This is a genomic window from Brachybacterium sp. SYSU DS0246 (assembly GCF_059391765.1).
In genome coordinates this window covers 87,569-105,795 of the sequence record NZ_JBZXYT010000009.1, presented here as the reverse complement: position 1 = coordinate 105,795, position 18,227 = coordinate 87,569, and the positions used below count along the sequence as shown (strand labels likewise).

14 protein-coding genes are annotated in these 18,227 nt (G+C 71.0%); 4 read left to right on the top strand and 10 right to left on the bottom strand.

Translation table 11 applies throughout. The features are described from left to right. Positions 1-89 precede the first annotated feature (89 nt). The 3 genes from AC5020_RS06380 to AC5020_RS06370 all read right to left on the bottom strand — a co-directional run bounded on the left by AC5020_RS06380 (position 90) and on the right by AC5020_RS06370 (position 4,676). Positions 90-1,226, bottom strand: coding sequence for an alkaline phosphatase family protein (locus AC5020_RS06380; protein ID WP_377020040.1), 1,137 nt, complete (start codon positions 1,224-1,226; stop codon positions 90-92). Positions 1,227-1,243: 17 nt separating this feature from the next. Then, entirely contained in the window at positions 1,244-1,819 is a 576-nt protein-coding gene (locus AC5020_RS06375; protein ID WP_377020041.1) for a DUF5998 family protein, read from the bottom strand. A 139-nt stretch (positions 1,820-1,958) separates the two neighbouring features. Next, complete coding sequence (locus tag AC5020_RS06370; protein WP_464987622.1) at positions 1,959-4,676, bottom strand: GNAT family N-acetyltransferase; 2,718 nt, start codon at positions 4,674-4,676, stop codon at positions 1,959-1,961. 120 nt (positions 4,677-4,796) lie between these two features. Here AC5020_RS06370 and AC5020_RS06365 point away from each other — a divergent pair, with 120 nt between their 5' ends. From AC5020_RS06365 to AC5020_RS06355, 3 genes are all read left to right on the top strand, one after another. Next, the gene (locus AC5020_RS06365) at positions 4,797-7,253 is read left to right on the top strand and encodes a DNA gyrase/topoisomerase IV subunit A (protein ID WP_464987621.1); all 2,457 of its coding nucleotides are present in this window, start codon (positions 4,797-4,799) and stop codon (positions 7,251-7,253) included. A 180-nt stretch (positions 7,254-7,433) separates the two neighbouring features. Then, complete coding sequence (locus AC5020_RS06360; protein ID WP_464987620.1) at positions 7,434-8,306, top strand: D-hexose-6-phosphate mutarotase; 873 nt, start codon at positions 7,434-7,436, stop codon at positions 8,304-8,306. A gap of 1,134 nt (positions 8,307-9,440) precedes the next feature. Then, positions 9,441-9,656, top strand: a complete 216-nt coding sequence (locus AC5020_RS06355; protein WP_464987619.1) for a hypothetical protein — start codon at positions 9,441-9,443, stop codon at positions 9,654-9,656. Positions 9,657-9,869: 213 nt separating this feature from the next. Here AC5020_RS06355 and AC5020_RS06350 read toward each other — a convergent pair whose 3' ends face one another. From AC5020_RS06350 to AC5020_RS06340, 3 genes are read right to left on the bottom strand one after another with little or no spacing between them, the layout of a single operon-like run. Then, positions 9,870-10,772 carry a metallophosphoesterase gene (locus tag AC5020_RS06350; RefSeq protein ID WP_464987618.1) on the bottom strand — a complete coding sequence of 301 codons (903 nt, stop codon included), beginning with the start codon at positions 10,770-10,772 and terminating at the stop codon, positions 9,870-9,872. Continuing rightward, positions 10,769-11,554 (bottom strand): imidazole glycerol phosphate synthase subunit HisF, encoded by a 786-nt coding sequence (gene hisF / locus AC5020_RS06345; RefSeq protein ID WP_377020049.1) that lies wholly within the window; start codon positions 11,552-11,554, stop codon positions 10,769-10,771. The genes AC5020_RS06350 and hisF overlap by 4 nt, the downstream gene beginning before the upstream one ends. Further along, positions 11,551-13,683, bottom strand: a complete 2,133-nt coding sequence (locus AC5020_RS06340) for a DNA gyrase/topoisomerase IV subunit B (RefSeq protein ID WP_494564402.1) — start codon at positions 13,681-13,683, stop codon at positions 11,551-11,553. The genes hisF and AC5020_RS06340 overlap by 4 nt, the downstream gene beginning before the upstream one ends. 130 nt (positions 13,684-13,813) lie before the next feature. On the opposite strand from AC5020_RS06340, the gene AC5020_RS06335 reads away from it, so the two are divergent. Beyond that, positions 13,814-14,032, top strand: a complete 219-nt coding sequence (locus AC5020_RS06335) for a DUF7455 domain-containing protein (RefSeq protein ID WP_377020051.1) — start codon at positions 13,814-13,816, stop codon at positions 14,030-14,032. Between the two features lie 178 nt (positions 14,033-14,210). Here the strand turns inward: AC5020_RS06335 and AC5020_RS06330 are convergent, their stop codons facing one another. The 4 genes from AC5020_RS06330 to metX form a co-directional block, all read right to left on the bottom strand. Continuing rightward, positions 14,211-14,786, bottom strand: coding sequence for a GNAT family N-acetyltransferase (locus AC5020_RS06330; protein WP_464987617.1), 576 nt, complete (start codon positions 14,784-14,786; stop codon positions 14,211-14,213). A 72-nt stretch (positions 14,787-14,858) separates the two neighbouring features. Further along, the gene (locus tag AC5020_RS06325) at positions 14,859-16,217 is read right to left on the bottom strand and encodes an RNA polymerase sigma factor (protein ID WP_377020053.1); all 1,359 of its coding nucleotides are present in this window, start codon (positions 16,215-16,217) and stop codon (positions 14,859-14,861) included. A 257-nt stretch (positions 16,218-16,474) separates the two neighbouring features. Beyond that, entirely contained in the window at positions 16,475-16,900 is a 426-nt protein-coding gene (locus AC5020_RS06320; protein ID WP_464987616.1) for a universal stress protein, read from the bottom strand. Positions 16,901-16,975: 75 nt separating this feature from the next. Next, positions 16,976-18,184, bottom strand: coding sequence for a homoserine O-acetyltransferase MetX (metX, locus tag AC5020_RS06315; RefSeq protein ID WP_464987615.1), 1,209 nt, complete (start codon positions 18,182-18,184; stop codon positions 16,976-16,978). Positions 18,185-18,227 lie beyond the last annotated feature (43 nt).

Sequence of the window (18,227 nt, the reverse complement as noted above, 5' to 3'; positions counted from 1 at the left end):
GGGCCCCGTCCGGACGGTGACGTTCTCCCGCTCGGCCGTGCCCGAGCCGTAGCGTTCGGCGGCGCCTCGTCAGCGCCTAGGCGCCGGCCTCAGACCGTGGTGCGGATCAGCGGCACCCACGCCTCGGCGGAGGTGAGCGAGCCGTGCACGCCGATCATGGCCCGGGCGGTATCGGAACGTCGCGAGAAGTCGTCGATGCTCCAGCGTCCGCGTGCGAGCACCAGCACGTCCGGGATGCGTCCGCGGACGCGTGCGGGCACCTCTGTCCCCACCGGCGCCAGCAGGCCGGCAGCCAGTATCTGATCCCGCGTCAGGACGAGTGCTCGTGGCCCGAGCAGCTCCCTGAGTCCGGCGGCGAGGTCCTCCGCCGCACCGACCCGTTCGATGGCGCGCAGCGCGAGCGCCCGCGCCTCCCCGGCCACGCCGGCGACCAGCGCGTGCAGGCGCGGGTGGGCGGCGAGATCGATCGTGGTGCCCGGTGAGGTGTCGACCATGCCGTGGTCGGCGGTGAGATGGACCCGGGTGCCGCGGGGCAGACGTCGCAGCAGGGTTCCCACCAGGGCGTCGACCTCCGAGAGGGCGGTCCGCCAGTCTTCGCTGTCCACGCCGGCATGGTGCCCGATGTGGTCCACGTCGTCGACATGGAGGTGGACGAGACCGTCGGGGCCGGCACGGTGGACAGCCGTGCGCACCGCCTCGACGCGGTCTCCCCGTCCGTGGCCGAGGAACTCCCAGCCGCGGTAGGCGACGCCGCTGAGGTGGGATCCCGCGTGCTTCGCGGGGCCCACCTGCACGGCGCGGCGGGATCCGAGCTCGACCAGTGTCGGCTCCGGCATCCACTGCCGCGGGTCCACACCCGGGTCGCCCTTGATCTGGTTCAGGGCCTGGCCGCTGGCCGGGTCGTGGGTGAGATATCCGAGCACGCCGTGGTCCAGGGGCGCCCGGCCGGTGTGCAGCGAGACCATGGCGGTCGCGGTGGTCGCCGGGGTGACCGTCCGGATGCGTGCGGTCTCCGACTCCAGGCGGCGCAGTGTGGGCGTCACAGCGCGGTGCTCGGCGAGCAGATCCGCCCCCAAGCCGTCCAGGAGCACCACGACATCGCGTCCCGGCTGCGGAGATCCCACCAGTGGGGACAGCACGTCGAGGATCCCAGGGTGCGCGCCGCCGGCGAAGGGCGGGACGAGGAGATCCTCGGGCCACTCGGGCACGCAGGCGCGGGCGGGCATGTGCTCAGGCACAGCGCTCAGGCGTCGAGCGCGTCGATGGCGTCCACGAGCTCGGCGTGGAATCGCAGCGCTGCCTCGACCGCGTCATCGCCGTCGGCCAGCGCGCTCACGCGCAGTGCCAGATCGGAGGGTGCGATCGTGCCGGTATATCCGTGGTCGACCTGGCAGTTCGGGTCCTCGCACACGGCGCGCTCGAGATCCACGCGCCGCGACCCGTTCCAGGTGATCCCGAGGGTCACCTCGGCCTCCCGGGCCGGGGTCTGCTGTCCGTCGGTGTCGAAGACCTGGGAGAGGCCGGTGCCGGTGATCCGCTGGAGCCGGATCCGCTCCGTGGTGGAGACGACCTGGCTGGGGTTCATCGCATCGGCCGGGTCGTCGTCGAGGTGGGTGACCAGCAGGTGCGTCCCGGTCAGCACGACGACGGTGAGGTGGCGCCGCACTTCGGGGCCATCGAACGTCGTCTCCGGCCGCACCAGGTAGGCCAGGAGGGCGGCTCCACGCAGAGAGCGCTCGAGGCTCTGCGCGGCCGTCTGCGGGAAGTACCCGGCGGTCTCGAGATCCGCGAGAAGTTCGGCGGGAAGAGCGGTGGTCATCGGTCCATTGTCCCACGCGCAGCGCGGCCGGAGCAGTCGTTGTGGACCACGACGGGCCGGCCGCTGCGGAGCACCACGGGCCGGCCGCTGCGGACCACCACGGAACACTCGACAGGGAGGCGGCCGCCGACGCTCATGCTCACACCCCGGCTGGGCCCGACAGCACCCGCCGTGCGCTGTCGGTGCGGTTCGGTGCCGCATCCAGACGGGCGGTGGCACTGACGACGGTGAGACCGTCCTGGCCGACCAGAACCGGATGCAGCTCAAGTGCCGCCAGCTCCGGGACGTCCTCGGCGAGCAGTCCGACGCGCACGACGAGATCGGCCAGGGCGCCGCGGTCCGCCGGAGGGAGGCCGCGGGTCCCGCGCAGCTTGACCGCCGAGGCGGGAGCATCGACGAGGCGCATTGCGGCGCTCTCGCTGAACGGCGGGATCGCATAGGCGATGTCGTCGAGCAGATCGGTGGCATCGCCGGCCACGGACAGCGAGAGGACGGGGCCCAGGGAGGGGTCCTCGACGCTGCGCACCACCATCGGCACACCGGGCGGCGCCATCGCCTGGACCTCCAGCGGGGCGGTGGAGAAGGCCAGGTCATGGCGCATCGCCGAGACGGCGTGGCGCAGCTGGACGGCATCGGGGATGCCGGAGCGCACTCCCCCGAGGTCCGGCCGGTGCCGCAGCACGGGATCGGTGCTCTTGAGGACCACCGGGTATCCGATCCGGGACGCCTGTTCGACGGCGTCCTCGGCGTCCTGCACGGTCCGGGCGGGCAGCACGCTGATCCCGTAGGCCGCCAGCAGCGCGCTCACGTTCTCGGGCGCGAGGTCGGTGCTCTCCTGACCGCCCTCGGGGCGGTGGCTCTCGACGAGGTCCCGGGCGGCGAGGCGGTCGATGTCCTCGCGCTGGGCGGGCGCGTCGTCGTCGGCGGCCGGTCGCAGCGTGGCGGCGAGCATCCCGGCACCGGCGCGGACCGCGCCGAAGGGGGTGGCATGGACCGGGGGCAGCCAAGGGTCCTGCCGCACGGCGCGCTGGACCTCGGCGTAGCGCTCCGCGCTGGTGATCAGACATACCAGCAGCGCCACTTCGCTGTGCCGGGCCACGGTCGCCATCTGCCGGATCACCTCGACCGGGTCCCCGGTCAGCGGGTCGAGCATCCCGGCGATGAGCAGGTCGGTCTGACCGCGCCCGGCCATGGAGGTGAAGGCGCGCTGGACCAGGCGCGGGTCGGAGGACAGCGGGACGCTGCGGTTGTCGGCCACGACCTCGACGCCCGCCTGGTCCGTGGCGCCGCGCAGGGCGGCACCGAGGGCCGCGGTGTTCGAGAGCAGGCCCACGCGGGCACCGGGCGGCAGGCCCTGGCGCCCGATGGCATCGACGATGTCCATCAGGTGGTCCACTCCCCCGGCTTGGACCACACCGGCCGAGTCCAGCACCTGGTCCAGGGCACGGCGCGGGAGGGTGGAGGAGCGCACGTCGTGCCCGGGCGGTGCGGTCGAGCCCACGCCCGGCGGACGCAGCACGATGACCGGTACCCGACGGGTCAGGCGACGGGCGATGCGCGTGAACTTGCGGGGGTTGCCCATCGACTCGAGCGCCAGGCCGATCACCCCGACGTTCTCGTCGTCCTCCCAATGCTGGAGGGTGTCGTTGAGCGAGACGTCGGCCCGATTGCCGACGCCGACGAACTCGTGGATGCCGACGCCCCGGGTGTCGGTCCCGGCCAGCAGCAGGGCGGACAGTGCGCTGGACTGCCCGGCGAGCGCCACGGGGCCGCGGCGGGGCATCGCCGGTGCCAGGGACAGGCTGATGGCGTCCTCGCCGGTGCGGAGGAAGCCCAGGGAGCCGGGGCCCAGCAGGCGGATGCCATGCAGGCGGGCGCGGGCCACCAGTTCACGCTGCAGCCGCCCGCCCTGTTCGCTGTCGGTGAAACCCTCGGTGGGGATCACGACGCTGTGGACGCCGATGGCGGCGCATTCCTCGATGGCCGCGAGGCAGGACTCCGGACGCAGGGCGATCACGGCGAGGTCGACGGTGCCGGGCACGTCCCCGATGTGGGCGTAGGTGCTGTGGCCGCGCAGCTCCAGTGCTTCGCGGGCGATGACGTGGACCGCGCCGGTGTATCCGGACAGCTCCAGGGCGGTCAGGAAGCGTCCCCCGGCGGAGTCCGCCCGCGAGGAGACGCCGACCAGCAGCACGGACTCGGGATGCAGCAGGCGTTCCATGGCGCGGGCTTCGGCCCGGTGCTCACGCTCTGCCATCACAGCCAGTGAGCGGACGGTGGGATCGATCCGGAAGGAGACCAGGACCACGCCGTCGTCCAGGGTGCGCTCGACGTCGAAGCCCGCGTCGGTGAAGACGTTGATCATCCGGGAGTTCTGCGGGAGGACCTCCGCGGTGAACACCCTGATCCCCCGCTCGCGGGCGGCCGCCGCGAGATGTTCGAGCAGGACGGAGGCCAGCCCGGTGCCCTGGTGGGCGTCGGAGACGTTGAAGGCCACCTCGGCGGCGTCCTGCTCGACCCGGTCGTAGCGGCCGACGGCGAGGATGTCGTCCCCCACCAGCACCACGAACGCCACCCGGTCGTGGTGATCCACCACGGTGAAGCGTTCGAGGTCCCGCGGGGACAGGCGTGGCATCGGCGCGAAGAACCGCAGGTACCTCGACCGCTCCGACTGGCGCTGGTGGAAGGCCTGGAGAGCGTCGGCGTCCTCGGGGAGGATCGGGCGCAGATGCGCGGCGGAGCCGTCGCGCAGCGCGATGTCGGCCTCCCAGTGGGCCGGATACGCCGGGGCCGACGAGCCACCGCTGCCCGTGGCGCGACGGCGCAGGGACCGCAGTCCTTCACGCCTCTCCGCCATGCCGGGATCCTATCGTCGCCCGCGCAGAGGCGCTCGGAGCTGGTGGAGTTGACGGGATTCACGTCTCTCACGCCGCCCGGTTCCCGGGATCGTGGCCGGTCATGCGCCATCATGTCCCTCATGGCCCGATCACGAAGCACGCAGCCGCCCGCCGGGGACGACGCGGTCGACGAGACGATCGTCGACATCGACGTCACCAGTGAGATGGAGTCCTCGTTCCTGGAGTACGCGTACTCCGTGATCTACTCGCGGGCTCTGCCGGATGCTCGTGACGGCCTGAAGCCGGTCCAGCGCCGCATCCTCTACATGATGGCCGAGATGGGGCTGCGCCCCGATCGGGGCCACGTCAAGAGCCAGCGCGTGGTCGGCGAGGTGATGGGCAAGCTCCACCCGCACGGCGACACCGCGATCTACGACGCCCTGGTGCGCATGGCCCAGGACTTCTCGATGCGCATGCCCCTGGTCGACGGGCACGGCAACTTCGGCTCCCTGGACAACGGCCCCGCTGCGCCCCGATACACCGAGGCACGCCCGGCTCCCTCCGCGCTGCTGATGACGGCATCGCTGGACGAGGACGTCGTGGACACGGTGCCCAACTACGACAATCAGCTGACCCAGCCCGAAGTGCTCCCCGCGCAGTACCCGAACCTGCTGGTCAACGGGGCGTCCGGGATCGCCGTGGGCATGGCCACGAACATGGCCCCGCACAACCTGGTCGAGACCATCGCCGCCGCCCGCCACCTCATCGAGAACCCCGAGGCCGACCTCGAGCAGCTGATGCGCTTCGTGCCCGGACCGGATCTTCCCTCGGGCGGTCGCATCATCGGGCTCGCCGGGATCCGGGACGCGTACCGCACCGGGCGCGGCTCGTTCAAGATGCGCGCCACCACGCGCATCGAGAACGTCACCTCCCGCCGCAAGGGCATCGTCGTCACCGAGCTCCCCTACCAGGTGGGTCCCGAGCGGTTCGCGGAGAAGCTGCGCGACGCGGTCCAGTCCAAGCGGGTCCAGGGCGTCACCGACTACCAGGACCTCACCGACCGTCACCACGGCCTGCGCCTGGTCCTGACCGTGAAGTCGGGCTTCGACCCGGAGGCCGTGCTCGAGCAGCTGTACAAGTACACCCCGCTGGAGGAGTCCTTCGGGATCAACAACGTCGCCCTGGTCGAGGGCCAGCCGCGCACGATGGGTCTGAAGCAGCTGCTGGAGGTGTTCGTCGACCACCGTCTGCAGGTGGTGCGCCGGCGCACCGAGCACCGTCTGTCCAAGCACCAGGCGCGCCTGCACCTGGTCGAGGGCCTGCTGCTGGCGATCGTCGACATCGACGAGGTCATCCAGATCGTCCGCTCCAGCGACGACGCGGAGAGCGCCCGCACCCGCCTGATGGGCGTGTTCGACCTGACCCAGCTGCAGGCCGACTACATCCTCGAGCTGCGTCTGCGCCGTCTGACGCGCTTCTCGCAGATCGACCTGGAGGCCGAGCGCGACGACCTCCGCCGCGAGATCGAGGAGCTCCAGACCATCCTGGGTTCCGAGGAAGCGCTGCGCCGGCTGGTCTCCGACGAGCTGGCGGCCGTCGCCGCCGAGCACGGGGACTCCCGCCGCACCGTCCTGCTGGAGGCCGCCGAACAGCCCGTCGCCGCAGCCGGCGGTTCCCTCGAGGTGGCCGACGAGCCCTGCTCGGTGCTGCTGACGGGCACCGGGCTGGTCGCCCGCATCGCCGGGCAGGGCCCACTGGTGCGCGAAGGGCCGCGCGGCTCACACGACGTGGTCGTCTCGCACACCCGCACCAGTACTCGCTCCACCGTCGGAGTCGTCACCGACCGCGGTCGTGTCCTGCACCTGTCGGTCGTGGATCTGCCGTCGCTCGCCCCCACCAACGGTGCGCCATCGCTGGCGGGCGGGGCACGGCTGGCCGACCTCATCGATCTCGAGCGCGAGGAGCGGGCCCTGGGCCTGATCCGGATCGCCGAGGCCGACGTGGCCCGCGGCGGGGCGATCGCCCTGGGCACCCGACAGGGCGTGGTCAAGCGGGTCCAACTGGACTTCCCGCGGTCCGAGGGCTTCGAGATCATCTCGCTCAAGGACGGTGACTCCGTGGTCGGCGTGGCCGACCTCGAGGAGGACACCGATCTGGATCTCGTGTTCATCAGCTCCGATGCCCAGCTGCTCCACTTCCCGTCCTCCGGCGTGCGCCCCCAGGGCCGCGGTGCCGGTGGCGTCGCCGGGATCAAGCTCGCGCCGGGCGCCGAGGTGGTCTCCTTCGGCGTGATCGACGTGACCGCGGACGCCGATGTGGTGACCGTCGCCGGCAGCTCCTCGACCCTGCCTCTGCTGCAGACGGGCTCGTTGAAGGTCTCCCCTCTGACCGAGTTCCCCGCCAAGGGCCGGGCCACCGCCGGCCTGCGCTGCCACCGCTTCCTGCGCGGCGAGGACTCGCTCATCGGGGCGTGGGTGGTGCCGCATCCGGCGCGTGCTTCCTCCGAGGCCGGCCAGCCCATCGACCTGCCCGAGCCCACGGGCCGCCGGGACGGGTCGGGCACGCCGGTCTCGGTGCCGATCGCCGCCGTCGGCTGACTCCCGGCGTCCGCTCCGGCCCGCGGTCGACGACGGGCCGCGGCCGCCAGCCTCCGCGCCGCTGTCATCGGCTGACGGCCCACGGCCGGGCGTGGACCGTCGCGACCTCGAGCGTCCGGCCATGCAGGGCCCGCGCGGCCGGACGTGCAGGGCTCACGCTCCCGTGCCACGATGGTCGGCATGAGCCCAGCGAGCACTGACGCACCGACTCCGTCCACTCCCCTGCCCGACGGGGTTCGCCTCGAGCAGGTCCACGGCAGCGACGCGATCGTGGTCCGCACACCGGCTGCCGAGGCCGTGCTCCACCTCGACGGCGCGCATCTGACGAGCTGGATCCCCGCCGGCGAGGACGACCTGCTGTGGCTCAGCCCCGACTCCCACTTCGGTCGCGGCGCGGCGATCCGCGGCGGGATCCCGCTGATCGGCCCGTGGTTCGGCCCCGGCCGTGACGGCGACCGGCCGACCAAGCACGGCTGGCTGCGCAACGTGCGCTGGGACCTCGTCTCCGCAGCGCTCGAGGGCGACGACGTGGTCCTGGAGCTGTCCACCCCGGAGGAGACCGACGAACTGACCGCCAAGGCGGTGTTCCGCCTCGGGGCCGGTCTCTCCGTGGACCTGACCGTCATCGCCGGTGAGGAGCCTCTCGAGCTGGAGGCCGCCCTGCACACGTACCTCTCCGTGAGCGACGTGCGCAGCATCGAGATCGCGGGCCTCGAGAACGCCGAGTACCTCGACAACACTCGGGGTCTCGCGGCCGATGTCCTCGGGGACGAGCCCCTGCAGCTGACCGGTTCCACGGATCGCATCGTCGACGCCGCCGGCGAGGTCACCGTCAGTGACCGGACCCGTCGCATCGTCTCTATCCCGCGCGGCACCACCAAGACGGTGGTCTGGAATCCCTGGGACGAACTCGCGCGCGGCATGGACGATGTCCCGGACGATGCGTGGCCGCAGTTCGTCTGCGTCGAGCCGGCCGTCGCCAAGGATCGCTTCGTCGCGCTCGCTCCCGAGGAGTCGTACACCCTCGGCGTCAGCTACCGCATCGAGCACTGAGAGCCCCGCGCCCCGCGCTCCCCAGCTGCCTCGCACCCCGCGCCCCAGGCCGCCCCGCGCCTCGCACTTCGCGCCGCGCCCCGCGCTTGCACGCCCCCAATAGCGCCGCAGCCCACACGCCGCCGGTTGTGCCGCAGCCGGCTTTCCATACCGCCTGAGTTGTCGCTATCGGGCTCCGATAACGACAACTGTCGCGGTATCGATCTCTCCCGGTATCCATCGGAACGGGATCAGCACGCTCACGAGTGATCCGACATATTGACCTGACGAGCAACCAGCCGCAGCCCATGAGCGACGCGGGCCGTGCCACCCCGCCGGAGCGGACGGAAGTCCGCGGACGACGACCCAGAGGCCAATAATTCAGTTGTGCCCAATCCAGCGTGATGGTCGACTGTCCATATGGAGATGCACACGACCCCGAATCCGACACCGGCCGACCTGGCCGCGTCGCTGTTCGGCCTCGCGGCATCCCCCGCCCGGCACCCCGGCTCCACCGTGGAGGCGACAGAGGCCGATGGGGGCCGCTGCGCAGCCGACGGCGGGCGCCGGCCAGGTAGCCCGCTGACGCCGTAGCCGGCTCCGAGCCCCGCGGCGTAGGCCTCGGCACGGCCGCCCGCACCACACCGCACCGCACCGCACCGCACCGCACCGCACCACACCGCACCACACCGAGCGCCAACGCCTCGTTGCGCACTGCGTGACTTCGACACCTGCCCCCGGCGGGTCGCGTCGCATCGCGCCGTGAGGCGAGCCCGCTCTGGGCAGCGGTCGGCACCCTTTGCTGCGCTTCGGCGCAGCCCGAACGTGGCATCGCCCATCGATCGCGACGAGACGGCCACCCCTCTCTCGCATCGTCGGCGACGCCTATCTCGACCCCATGGGCACATCGCGTCCGGCGGTCCCCACTTCGCGGACACCTCGTGTCCTTCCTGCCGAGAAGACTTGGCACCACCACGTCCCAGGAGATGCACCATGCGCACAGATGAGCGCCTGCAATCCGTCCGACCCGAACCCCCTACGACTGCATTCACCGGGGCTTCGCCCCTCACGCAGAGTCCTGCCCGTCCCACGCAGGCGGGCGCGGCCGTCCCCAGCTCGACAGCCGCACAGACCTCCTCGACGCTTATCCCACCGTTGCCGGTCGAGCAGGACTCCTCAGCGGCTCTGCCGTCGGAGCCGGAGAGGTCCGCGCTGGACAACCGGACCTCTCGTCGCCGCGTCGCCCAGAAAACCCGACGGCAGCGCGCCGTCGACCAGGCGTTGCGCCAGCAGGCCGCCGCGCAGGCACGCCGCGAACAGGAGGCGGTGTTCGCGCGGGCGCTCGTGAACGCCGGACTCATCCACCGCTGACGAGGGCGACTCCGTCCTGTTCCCCTGGCCCCGGGCCGTGACCTCCCGGTCGCGCCCGTGGGCCGGGGCAGCACGAACGGGCGCCGGCGTGCTGGCCGGGCGCTGTGGTCCGAGTCAGGCGCTGCGGCCCCGTCAGACGCCGCGTTCACACAGTCAGGCGCCGCACTCCCGGACGATCGCGCCGTCCGCCGCGCCTCCCGTTCCAGCCACGTCTCAGTCGGCGGCTGAGGTCAGCTCCACCACCACGAGCTCGCGCGGATTGTTCACGCGCACTCCGGCGATGCTGTTGCCGAGGCCTCGGCTGATGACCATCGTGGTCCCCTCGCGCGTATGGACCCCGTCGGTGAGCTCGGGGAGCCAGCCCTGGTGCGGGGCGAAGAGCCCGCCGAGGCCCGGAACGCGCACCTGGCCGCCGTGGGCATGGCCCGACAGCACGAGGTCCACGTCCGCTGCGGCGTAGTCGGACCACAGCTCGGGCCGGTGCGCCAGCAGCACCGTCGGGCTCTGTCGCGGCAGGTCGAGCCCGGCCAGGGTCGTCTCCGGGGGCGTCGCCTCCCGGTCAGCCGCGTGATCCACACGCGGATCGTCGAGACCGACGAGGGTCAGCGTCGTCTCCGGGAGCTCCAGCGTCGTCGCCTCGTCGCGCAGGACATGGACCTCTCGTTCCTCCAGACCCTCCAGCAGCTCGGTGCGCAGTGGGGAGTCGGCCTCGTGATTGCCCAGCACGTAGTACACGGGCGCGATACCGGCCAGCTGTTCCGCGAGGTCGAGCGAGGCGCCCAGATCCGCGGTGCGGATGTCGATGAGATCCCCGGTGAGCGCGATGAGATCGGGCTCGGCCGACCGGACGGCGGAGACGATGCGGTCCGGGAACGTCCCGAATGAGGCGGCATGGACATCGGAGAGCTGGGCGATGCGCACTCCGTCGGCCGCGGCAGGCAGCTGCTGGACGGGAACCTGATAGGAGGTGACGTCCAGACGGCGGTTGTCCCACAGCAGCCAGCCGGCCCCCACGAGCAGTGCCAGGAGGCCCGCCAGCAGAATGACGGCGGCACGCTGGCGACGGGGACGCCGGTTGGCAGGCTCGAGGGAAGCGACCGACAGGGGCGCGCTCACCGCACGGCGATGCCGTCGGCCGCCATCGCCGCTTTCGCATCGGCGATGGTCAGCTGACGGAAGTGGAAGACGCTCGCGGCGAGCACGGCGTCGGCCCCGGCATGCACGGCCGGGGGGAAATCCTCCGGTTTCCCGGCACCGCCGGAGGCGATCAGCGGCAGGGTGGTGGCCTCGCGGGCGAGGCGGATCAGCTCCAGGTCGAAGCCCGCCTCGGTGCCGTCGGCATCCATGGAGTTCAGCAGGATCTCGCCGGCGCCGCGCTCGGTCACCTCCCGGATCCAGGAGATCGCATCGATCCCGGTGCCGCGGCGGCCCCCGTGCGTGGTGACCTCGAAGCCCGACCCGGTGCGTGCGGTGCCCTCGGGTGTGTCCTCGGTGACGCGGCGGGCGTCGATCGACATCACCAGTACCTGGTTGCCGAACCGGCGCGTGATCTCGCTGATCAGCTCGGGGCGCGCGATGGCGGCAGTGTTGACGCCGCATTTGTCGGCCCCGGCGCGCAGCAGCTGGTCGACGTCCTCCGCGGAGCGGACTCCCCCACCGACGGTCAGCGGGATGAAGATCTGGTCGGCGGCGGCGCGCACCACGTCGATCATGGTCTCGCGGCCCCCGGAGGATGCGGTGACGTCGAGGAAGGTGAGTTCGTCGGCCCCTTCGGCGCCGTAGCGGGCGGCGAGCTCGACCGGGTCGCCGGCATCACGCAGGCCCTGGAAGTTGACACCTTTGACGACGCGTCCCGCGTCGACGTCCAGGCACGGGATCACGCGGACGGCGACGCTCATGCGTCGATCCTCTCCAGGTCGAGCTCTTCGGCGCCCTCGATGATGAACTGCTTGCGCGGAGTGACCTCCGAGCCCATCAGCAGCTCGAACATGGAGCTGGCCGCCTCGGCGTCCTCGATGCGCACCCGGCGCAGGGTGCGATGCCCGGGATCCATGGTGGTGTCGGCCAGCTGATCGGCGTCCATCTCCCCGAGCCCCTTGTAGCGCTGGATCGGCTCCTTGAACCGCTTGCCGCGCCGCTCGAGGTTCTTCAGCAGCTTGTTCAGCTCCGCCTCGGAGTAGGTGTAGACGTACTCGTTCTTCTTCGAGCCGCCGTGGATGATCTCCACCCGGTGCAGCGGCGGCACCGCGGCGTAGACCCGGCCCTCCTCGACCAGGGGCCGCATGTAGCGGTGGAACAGGGTCAGCAGCAGAGTACGGATGTGGGCGCCGTCGACGTCGGCGTCGGTCATCATGATGATCTTGCCGTAGCGGGCGGCGTCGAGGTCGAAGGTGCGGCCGGAGCCGGCCCCGAGCACCTGGATGATGGCGGCGCACTCGGTGTTCTTGAGCATGTCCGTGATGGACGCCTTCTGCACGTTGAGGATCTTGCCGCGGATGGGCAGCAGAGCCTGGAACTCGGAGTTGCGGGCGTTCTTCGCGGTCCCCAGGGCGCTGTCACCCTCGACGATGAACAGCTCGGAGCGCTCCATCTCGGTACTGCGGCAGTCGGCGAGCTTGGTCGGCATCGTCGAGGATTCCAGCGCGTTCTTGCGGCGCGAGACCTCTTTGTGCATGCGGGCGGCGATACGGGCCCGCATCTCGGAGACCACCTTGTCGATGACCAGGTTGGCCTGCTCCTTCTCCCCCTTCGCGGTGGAGGTGAGGAAGTCGGTCAGGCGGTCCTCGACGACCTTGGAGACGATCGCGCGGATCGCGGGGGTGCCGAGCACCTCCTTGGTCTGACCCTCGAACTGCGGCTCGTCGATCCGGACGCTGACCACGGCGGTCAGGCCCGCCAGGGTGTCGTCCTTCTCGATCTTCTCGTTCTTGGTGTTGAATTTGACCCGTCGCGCCTGGTTCTCGACCTGCTTGCGCATGGTCTTCACCAGCGCCTGCTCGAAACCGGTGACGTGGGTGCCGCCCTTGGGGGTGGCCACGATGTTCACGAACGAACGCACAGTGGACTCGTAGTCCGCGCCCCAGCGCAGCGCGATGTCGACCTCGCACTTGCGGTCGACGTCGGTGGAAACCATGTGGCCGTTCTTGTCGAGGACCGGGATGGTCTCGGTGTACTCGCCCGAGCCCTGCAGGCGGATCACATCGGTGATCTTCTCGTCGTGGGCGAGATACTCGACGAACTCGCTGATGCCGCCCTCGTACTTGTACGTGCGGGTGGCCGGCTGGTCCGGGGTCGCCTCGGGCCGGTGGTCGGTCACCGAGATCTCCAGTCCCGGAACCAGGAACGCCGTCTGGCGGGCGCGACGGTGGAGATCGTCCAGCGCGAAGTGGGAGCCCTTGATGAAGATCTGCGGATCCGCCCAGTACCGAACCCGGGTGCCGGAGACCCCGCGCTTGGCCTTGCCCACCACACGCAGTTCACCGGGCCCGTCGGCCGGGGTGAACGGGGCCTCGGGATCGGGGGTCCCACCGTCGTCGAAGACGCCCGGGACCCCGCGCTTGAAGCTCATCGCGTACGTCTTGCCGGCGCGGTCGACCTCGACGTCGAGCCGCCCGGACAGGGCGTTGACGACGCTGGCGCCGACGCCGTGGAGACCACCGACGGCCGCGTACGAGCCGCCGCCGAACTTCCCGCCCGCATGGAGCTTGGTGTAGACGACCTCGACGCCGCTGAGACCGGTGCGGGGTTCGATGTCGACGGGGACGCCGCGGCCGGTGTCGCGCACCTCGACGGAGGCGTCCGGGTGGAGGATCACCGCGATGGAGTCGCCGTAGCCGCCGAGCGCTTCATCGACAGCATTGTCGAGGATCTCCCAGAGGCAGTGCATGAGCCCGCGGGAGTCCGTCGAGCCGATGTACATGCCCGGGCGCTTGCGGACGGCCTCGAGCCCTTCGAGCACCTGGAGGTTCCGGGCGTCGTAGGCGGTCTTGTTCTGGGTTCTGGAGTTCGATGCGGTGGAGGTGGACACCCTGGCGATTCTACGTGGCCGCACCGCCCGATCCCGGTATTGGGGCCCCGCTCACAGGTTCGTTGCGCCACCAGCGAACCAGGGCGCGAAGCTCTCCCCCCGGGCACCTGCGGGGTGCTAGAAAAGGACCATGAATTTGACTCTTGAAGCTCCCCGGCTGACCGCCCACGACCGGTGCGACCGCTGCGGCGCCCAGGCGTACGTCAAGGTGCGACTGGAGGCCGGCGGTGAACTGATGTTCTGCGCCCATCACGCACGCGCCCACGAGGACGCCCTCAAGGGCATCGTCTCCGAGGTCATCGACGAGACCGAACGCCTCCACGCCAAGCCGGAGCCGGTCGAGGACTGATCGACGAACTGTGAGCCCGGAGAGGTCCGCGAGGAACGAGCGGACCGCGCAGGGCGAACGGGAGGAGATCGGACGAATAGCCACGACCTGATCTGACGGCAGCGTCCGAACGTCGCGAGCCCCGTCCTGCTGAGCAGGGCGGGGCTCGCGGTGTCTCGAGAGCGGAGCGGCTCGCGGGTCAGCTGCCCTCGAGGAGGTCGTGCGCCTCGGCCGCGTACTGGACCCAGCTCGTCTCGTGGCCCTCGCGCGGGTCCTCGACGCCGGTGGCGGTGAATCCCAGCCGCTCGTAGCTCCTCTGGGCGCGCGTGTTCGCGGAGTCCACGTCGAGTGTGAGGTGCGGCCGTCCGAGCTCGAGGGCGAGCTCCGCCGCGGCACCGATGAGCAGCCGGGAGATCCCGCTGCCGCGTTCACGCGGGTCCACCCACATCGAGACCAGATGCGCTTCGTCTTCGCCGATGGGTTCGTCAGTGGTGTACCCCTCGGGCAGCACACCGATTCCGCCGAGGACCTGATCGCCCCGCCGGGCCTGGAGGTGCAGGCGCGGGCCGGCGAGCTCGGTGCGCCATTCCGCCTCGCTGCGGCCCTGCACGTCCTCCAGTCGGGCCCAGAAGGCGTCGGGAGCATCGCGGAGCATCGCCAGGCGCAGGTCGCGGTGGGCGACCCAGTCCTCCGGGCCCATCCGGATCACGGTCACAGACGCGGCGCCGGGCTCCCCACGGGGGTGCCCGGCGCCGTGCTCATGCAGCGTCGTCACGTCGGTCGGTTCTCTCGTTCGAGCGTGCAGTCCCCTCGAGGGCGCACCCCCGAGCTCTGTCGAGGCGGTGGCTCAGTCGAGGTAGTCGCGCAGGACCTGCGACCGCGAGGGGTGGCGCAGCTTCGACATGGTCTTGGACTCTATCTGCCGGATGCGCTCGCGGGTGACCCCGTAGACCTTGCCGATCTCGTCGAGGGTCTTGGGCTGGCCGTCCTCCAGACCGAAGCGCATGGAGACCACGCCGGCCTCGCGCTCGGAGAGGGTGTCCAGCACCGAGTGGAGCTGCTCCTGCAGGAGGGTGAAGCTGACCGCGTCGGCGGGGACGACGGCCTCGGAGTCCTCGATGAGGTCGCCGAACTCGCTGTCGCCGTCCTCACCCAGCGGGGTGTGCAGGGAGATGGGCTCGCGGCCGTACTTCTGGACCTCGACGACCTTCTCGGGGGTCATGTCGAGCTCCTTGGCGAGCTCCTCCGGGGTGGGCTCACGCCCGAGATCCTGCAACATCTGGCGCTGGACGCGGGCGAGCTTGTTGATGACCTCGACCATGTGCACCGGGATGCGGATGGTGCGAGCCTGGTCCGCCATCGCACGGGTGATGGCCTGACGGATCCACCAGGTGGCGTAGGTCGAGAACTTGTAGCCCTTGGAGTAGTCGAACTTCTCGACGGCGCGGATCAGACCGAGGTTGCCCTCCTGGATGAGATCCAGGAAGAGCATGCCGCGGCCGGTGTAGCGCTTGGCGAGGGAGACGACCAGACGGAGGTTGGCCTCGAGCAGGTGGTCCTTGGCCGCGCGACCGTCCTCGGCCACGATCGCGAGCTCGCGACCGGCCTTGGTCTTGGCGATGGACTCGTCCTCCTTGAGCTTGTGCTCGGCGTACAGGCCGGCCTCGATGCGCTCGGCGAGCTCGACCTCCTGGGCCGCGTTCAACAGCGCAACCTTGCCGATCTGCTTGAGGTAGTCCTTGACGGGGTCTGCGGTCGCGCCGGCGGTGACGACCTGCTGGGCAGGCGCGTCGTCCTCGGTGGCGTTGAAGACGAAGCCCCCGGACTCCTCGACCTTGACGTCGGTCTCCGAGGGCTCCTTCTTGGTCTCGCCCTCCTCGGCCTCGGCCTCGGCGTCGGGCTCCTCGGCCACGTCCGGGGAGGTCTCGGCGACCTTGGCCGCCTTCTTCACAGCGGCCTTCTTGGCAGCGGTCTTCTTCTCGACCGGCTTCTCGGCGCCGTCGGTCTCGACGGCGTCGGGCGCGGCGGCCTCGACGCTCGCGTCGGGCTCGACGGCGGAGTCGGTCTTGGTGGTGCGCTTCTTCCGGGCGGTCGCGGACGCGGGCTTCGCGGTCGACGCGGAACGCTTCGAGGGCGCGTCCGCCTCGGACCCGGCCGCGGCAACGGTCGTGTCAGTGGCGGTCTCGGCGGTCTTGGAGGAGGTCACAGAGTTCCTTCTTCCGGCGGTGCTCCCTGGGAGCGCACCGCCACACTCGGGCGATCAGTCATCTCGGCGCGGCTCGCGGATCCCGCTGGCGCCGTCATCCCGGAACGAACCGGTCTCACGGCGCACGAAGGCACGGTGCCGTCAAGCCTTACGAGTATAACGCCCGGCGCGCGGTGTTATTCCCGGCCCGTCGGGACCACTCGGCGCCGACGAACTCGCGGTCCGCCGTGGTGCACCCGCGAGGGATGACGCATCTCTCAGGAGCGTGCGATGGGGCCGTCCTCGCCGTGGGCGAATCCGTCCTTGACGGTGAGGACCGGGCAGGGGGCACCGAGCACGACACGGCGGGCGGAGGCTCCGAGGTTGAGCTTGCCGATCGGGGACTTCCGGCGCAGTCCGATCACCAGCAGGCTGGCCGAGACCTCGTCGACGACCGTCAGCAGGAACTCGCCGATGTCCTGCTGAGAGTTGCTGCGCACCGCCACGTCCAGGTCATCGGCGCCGGCGTCGGCGAGCGCTTCGCGCACCTCGCCCTCGGAGGCGGCGGCCGGGCCGCTGTCGGGATCGTTGTACTGGTGGGAGGCGATGACCAGGTCGTCCTTGGTCCGGCGGGCGTGCCGGATGGCGGCCTGCAGCGCCGCGCGCCCCTGGCCTGATGGGGAGTACCCCACGACGATGGTCATGCGAACGCTCCCCTCGTGGCTGTGCTGGACTCTCCCGCGTCGTCATCCTCGATGGCGCCGATCGGTCGGGCCAGCTTAATCATCCAGCAGGGCACCGATCCACTCGCCGAGGTCCGGATGCGCCAGCAGGAAGGCGTCGTGCCCGATCACCGAGTTCGCGACATGCCATCGGGCGTCCGGGATGTGGTGGGCCATCTCGCCGACGAGGTCCGGCGGGAAGAGCCGGTCGGAATCTATCGCGACCACCAGAGTGCGAGCTGTGACCCTGGACAGTGCGGCGGCGATGCCGCCGCGATCGCGTCCGACGTCGTGGGTGTTCATGGAGGTCGCCAGGACCAGGTAGGAGTTCGCGTCGAACCGGCGCACGAGCTTTCCGGCGTGGTGATCGAGGTAGCTGGTCACCTGATGCCTGCCTGCACCGTCCAGCGGGTCCTCGCCCGGCTGCGGCCGGTTGCTGAAACGCGTCTCGAGCTCCGCCGCCGTGCGATAGGTGGTGTGCGCGATCCGGCGGGCGATCCCGAGCCCTGAATCGGGTCCCTGACCGTTCGGCTGGTCGTAGTAATCGCCGCCATGGAAGCCGGGGTCGACGCGGATAGCAGCGATCTGTGCGCTGTTCCAGGCGATCTGGTCTGCCGTGGCTCGGGCCGAGGTGGCGATCAGACCGAGCCGTTCGACCTCGTCGGGATGGGACACCGCCCACTCGAGCGCGCGCATCCCGCCCATCGATCCGCCGATCACCAGTGCCCAGCTGTCGATGCCGAGCCTGTCGCGCAGCCGACGCTCCGCCTCCACCTGGTCACGCACGGTCACCAGCGGGAACCTCGATCCCCACGGGTCGCCGCCGGGCCCCGGGGAGCTCGGGCCCGTGGTCCCCTGGCAGCCGCCCAGCACGTTGGGGGCGATCACGAAGTACCGGTCGGTGTCGACGGGGCGGCCCGGGCCGACCATCTCCTCCCACCATCCGGGGCTGGGGTGCGCTCTGCTCGCCGGGCCGCGCAGGTGGGAGTCACCGGTCAGCGCGTGCAGCACCAGGACGGCGTTGCCGCGATCAGCATCGAGCCGGCCCCAGGTCTCGTACGCCATGGTGACGTCCTCGAGCACGTCGCCGCCCTCGAGGGCCAGCGGACCGATCTCGACGAAGCGGCGGTCCCCGTCGCCGTGCTCCGGTCTCCACGCGCCCGTCACCGGGGGAGGTTCAGCAGCGGTCCCGGGCTGGGGGGAGCCGACGGCATCGGCGTCGGCAGCGGACCGGTGCCGGGCGCTCCGTGCTCCGAGCATCGTCATCGGCGGCTGCTCCTCCCTGCTCCCCTGCGCGGCAGGGTCCAGC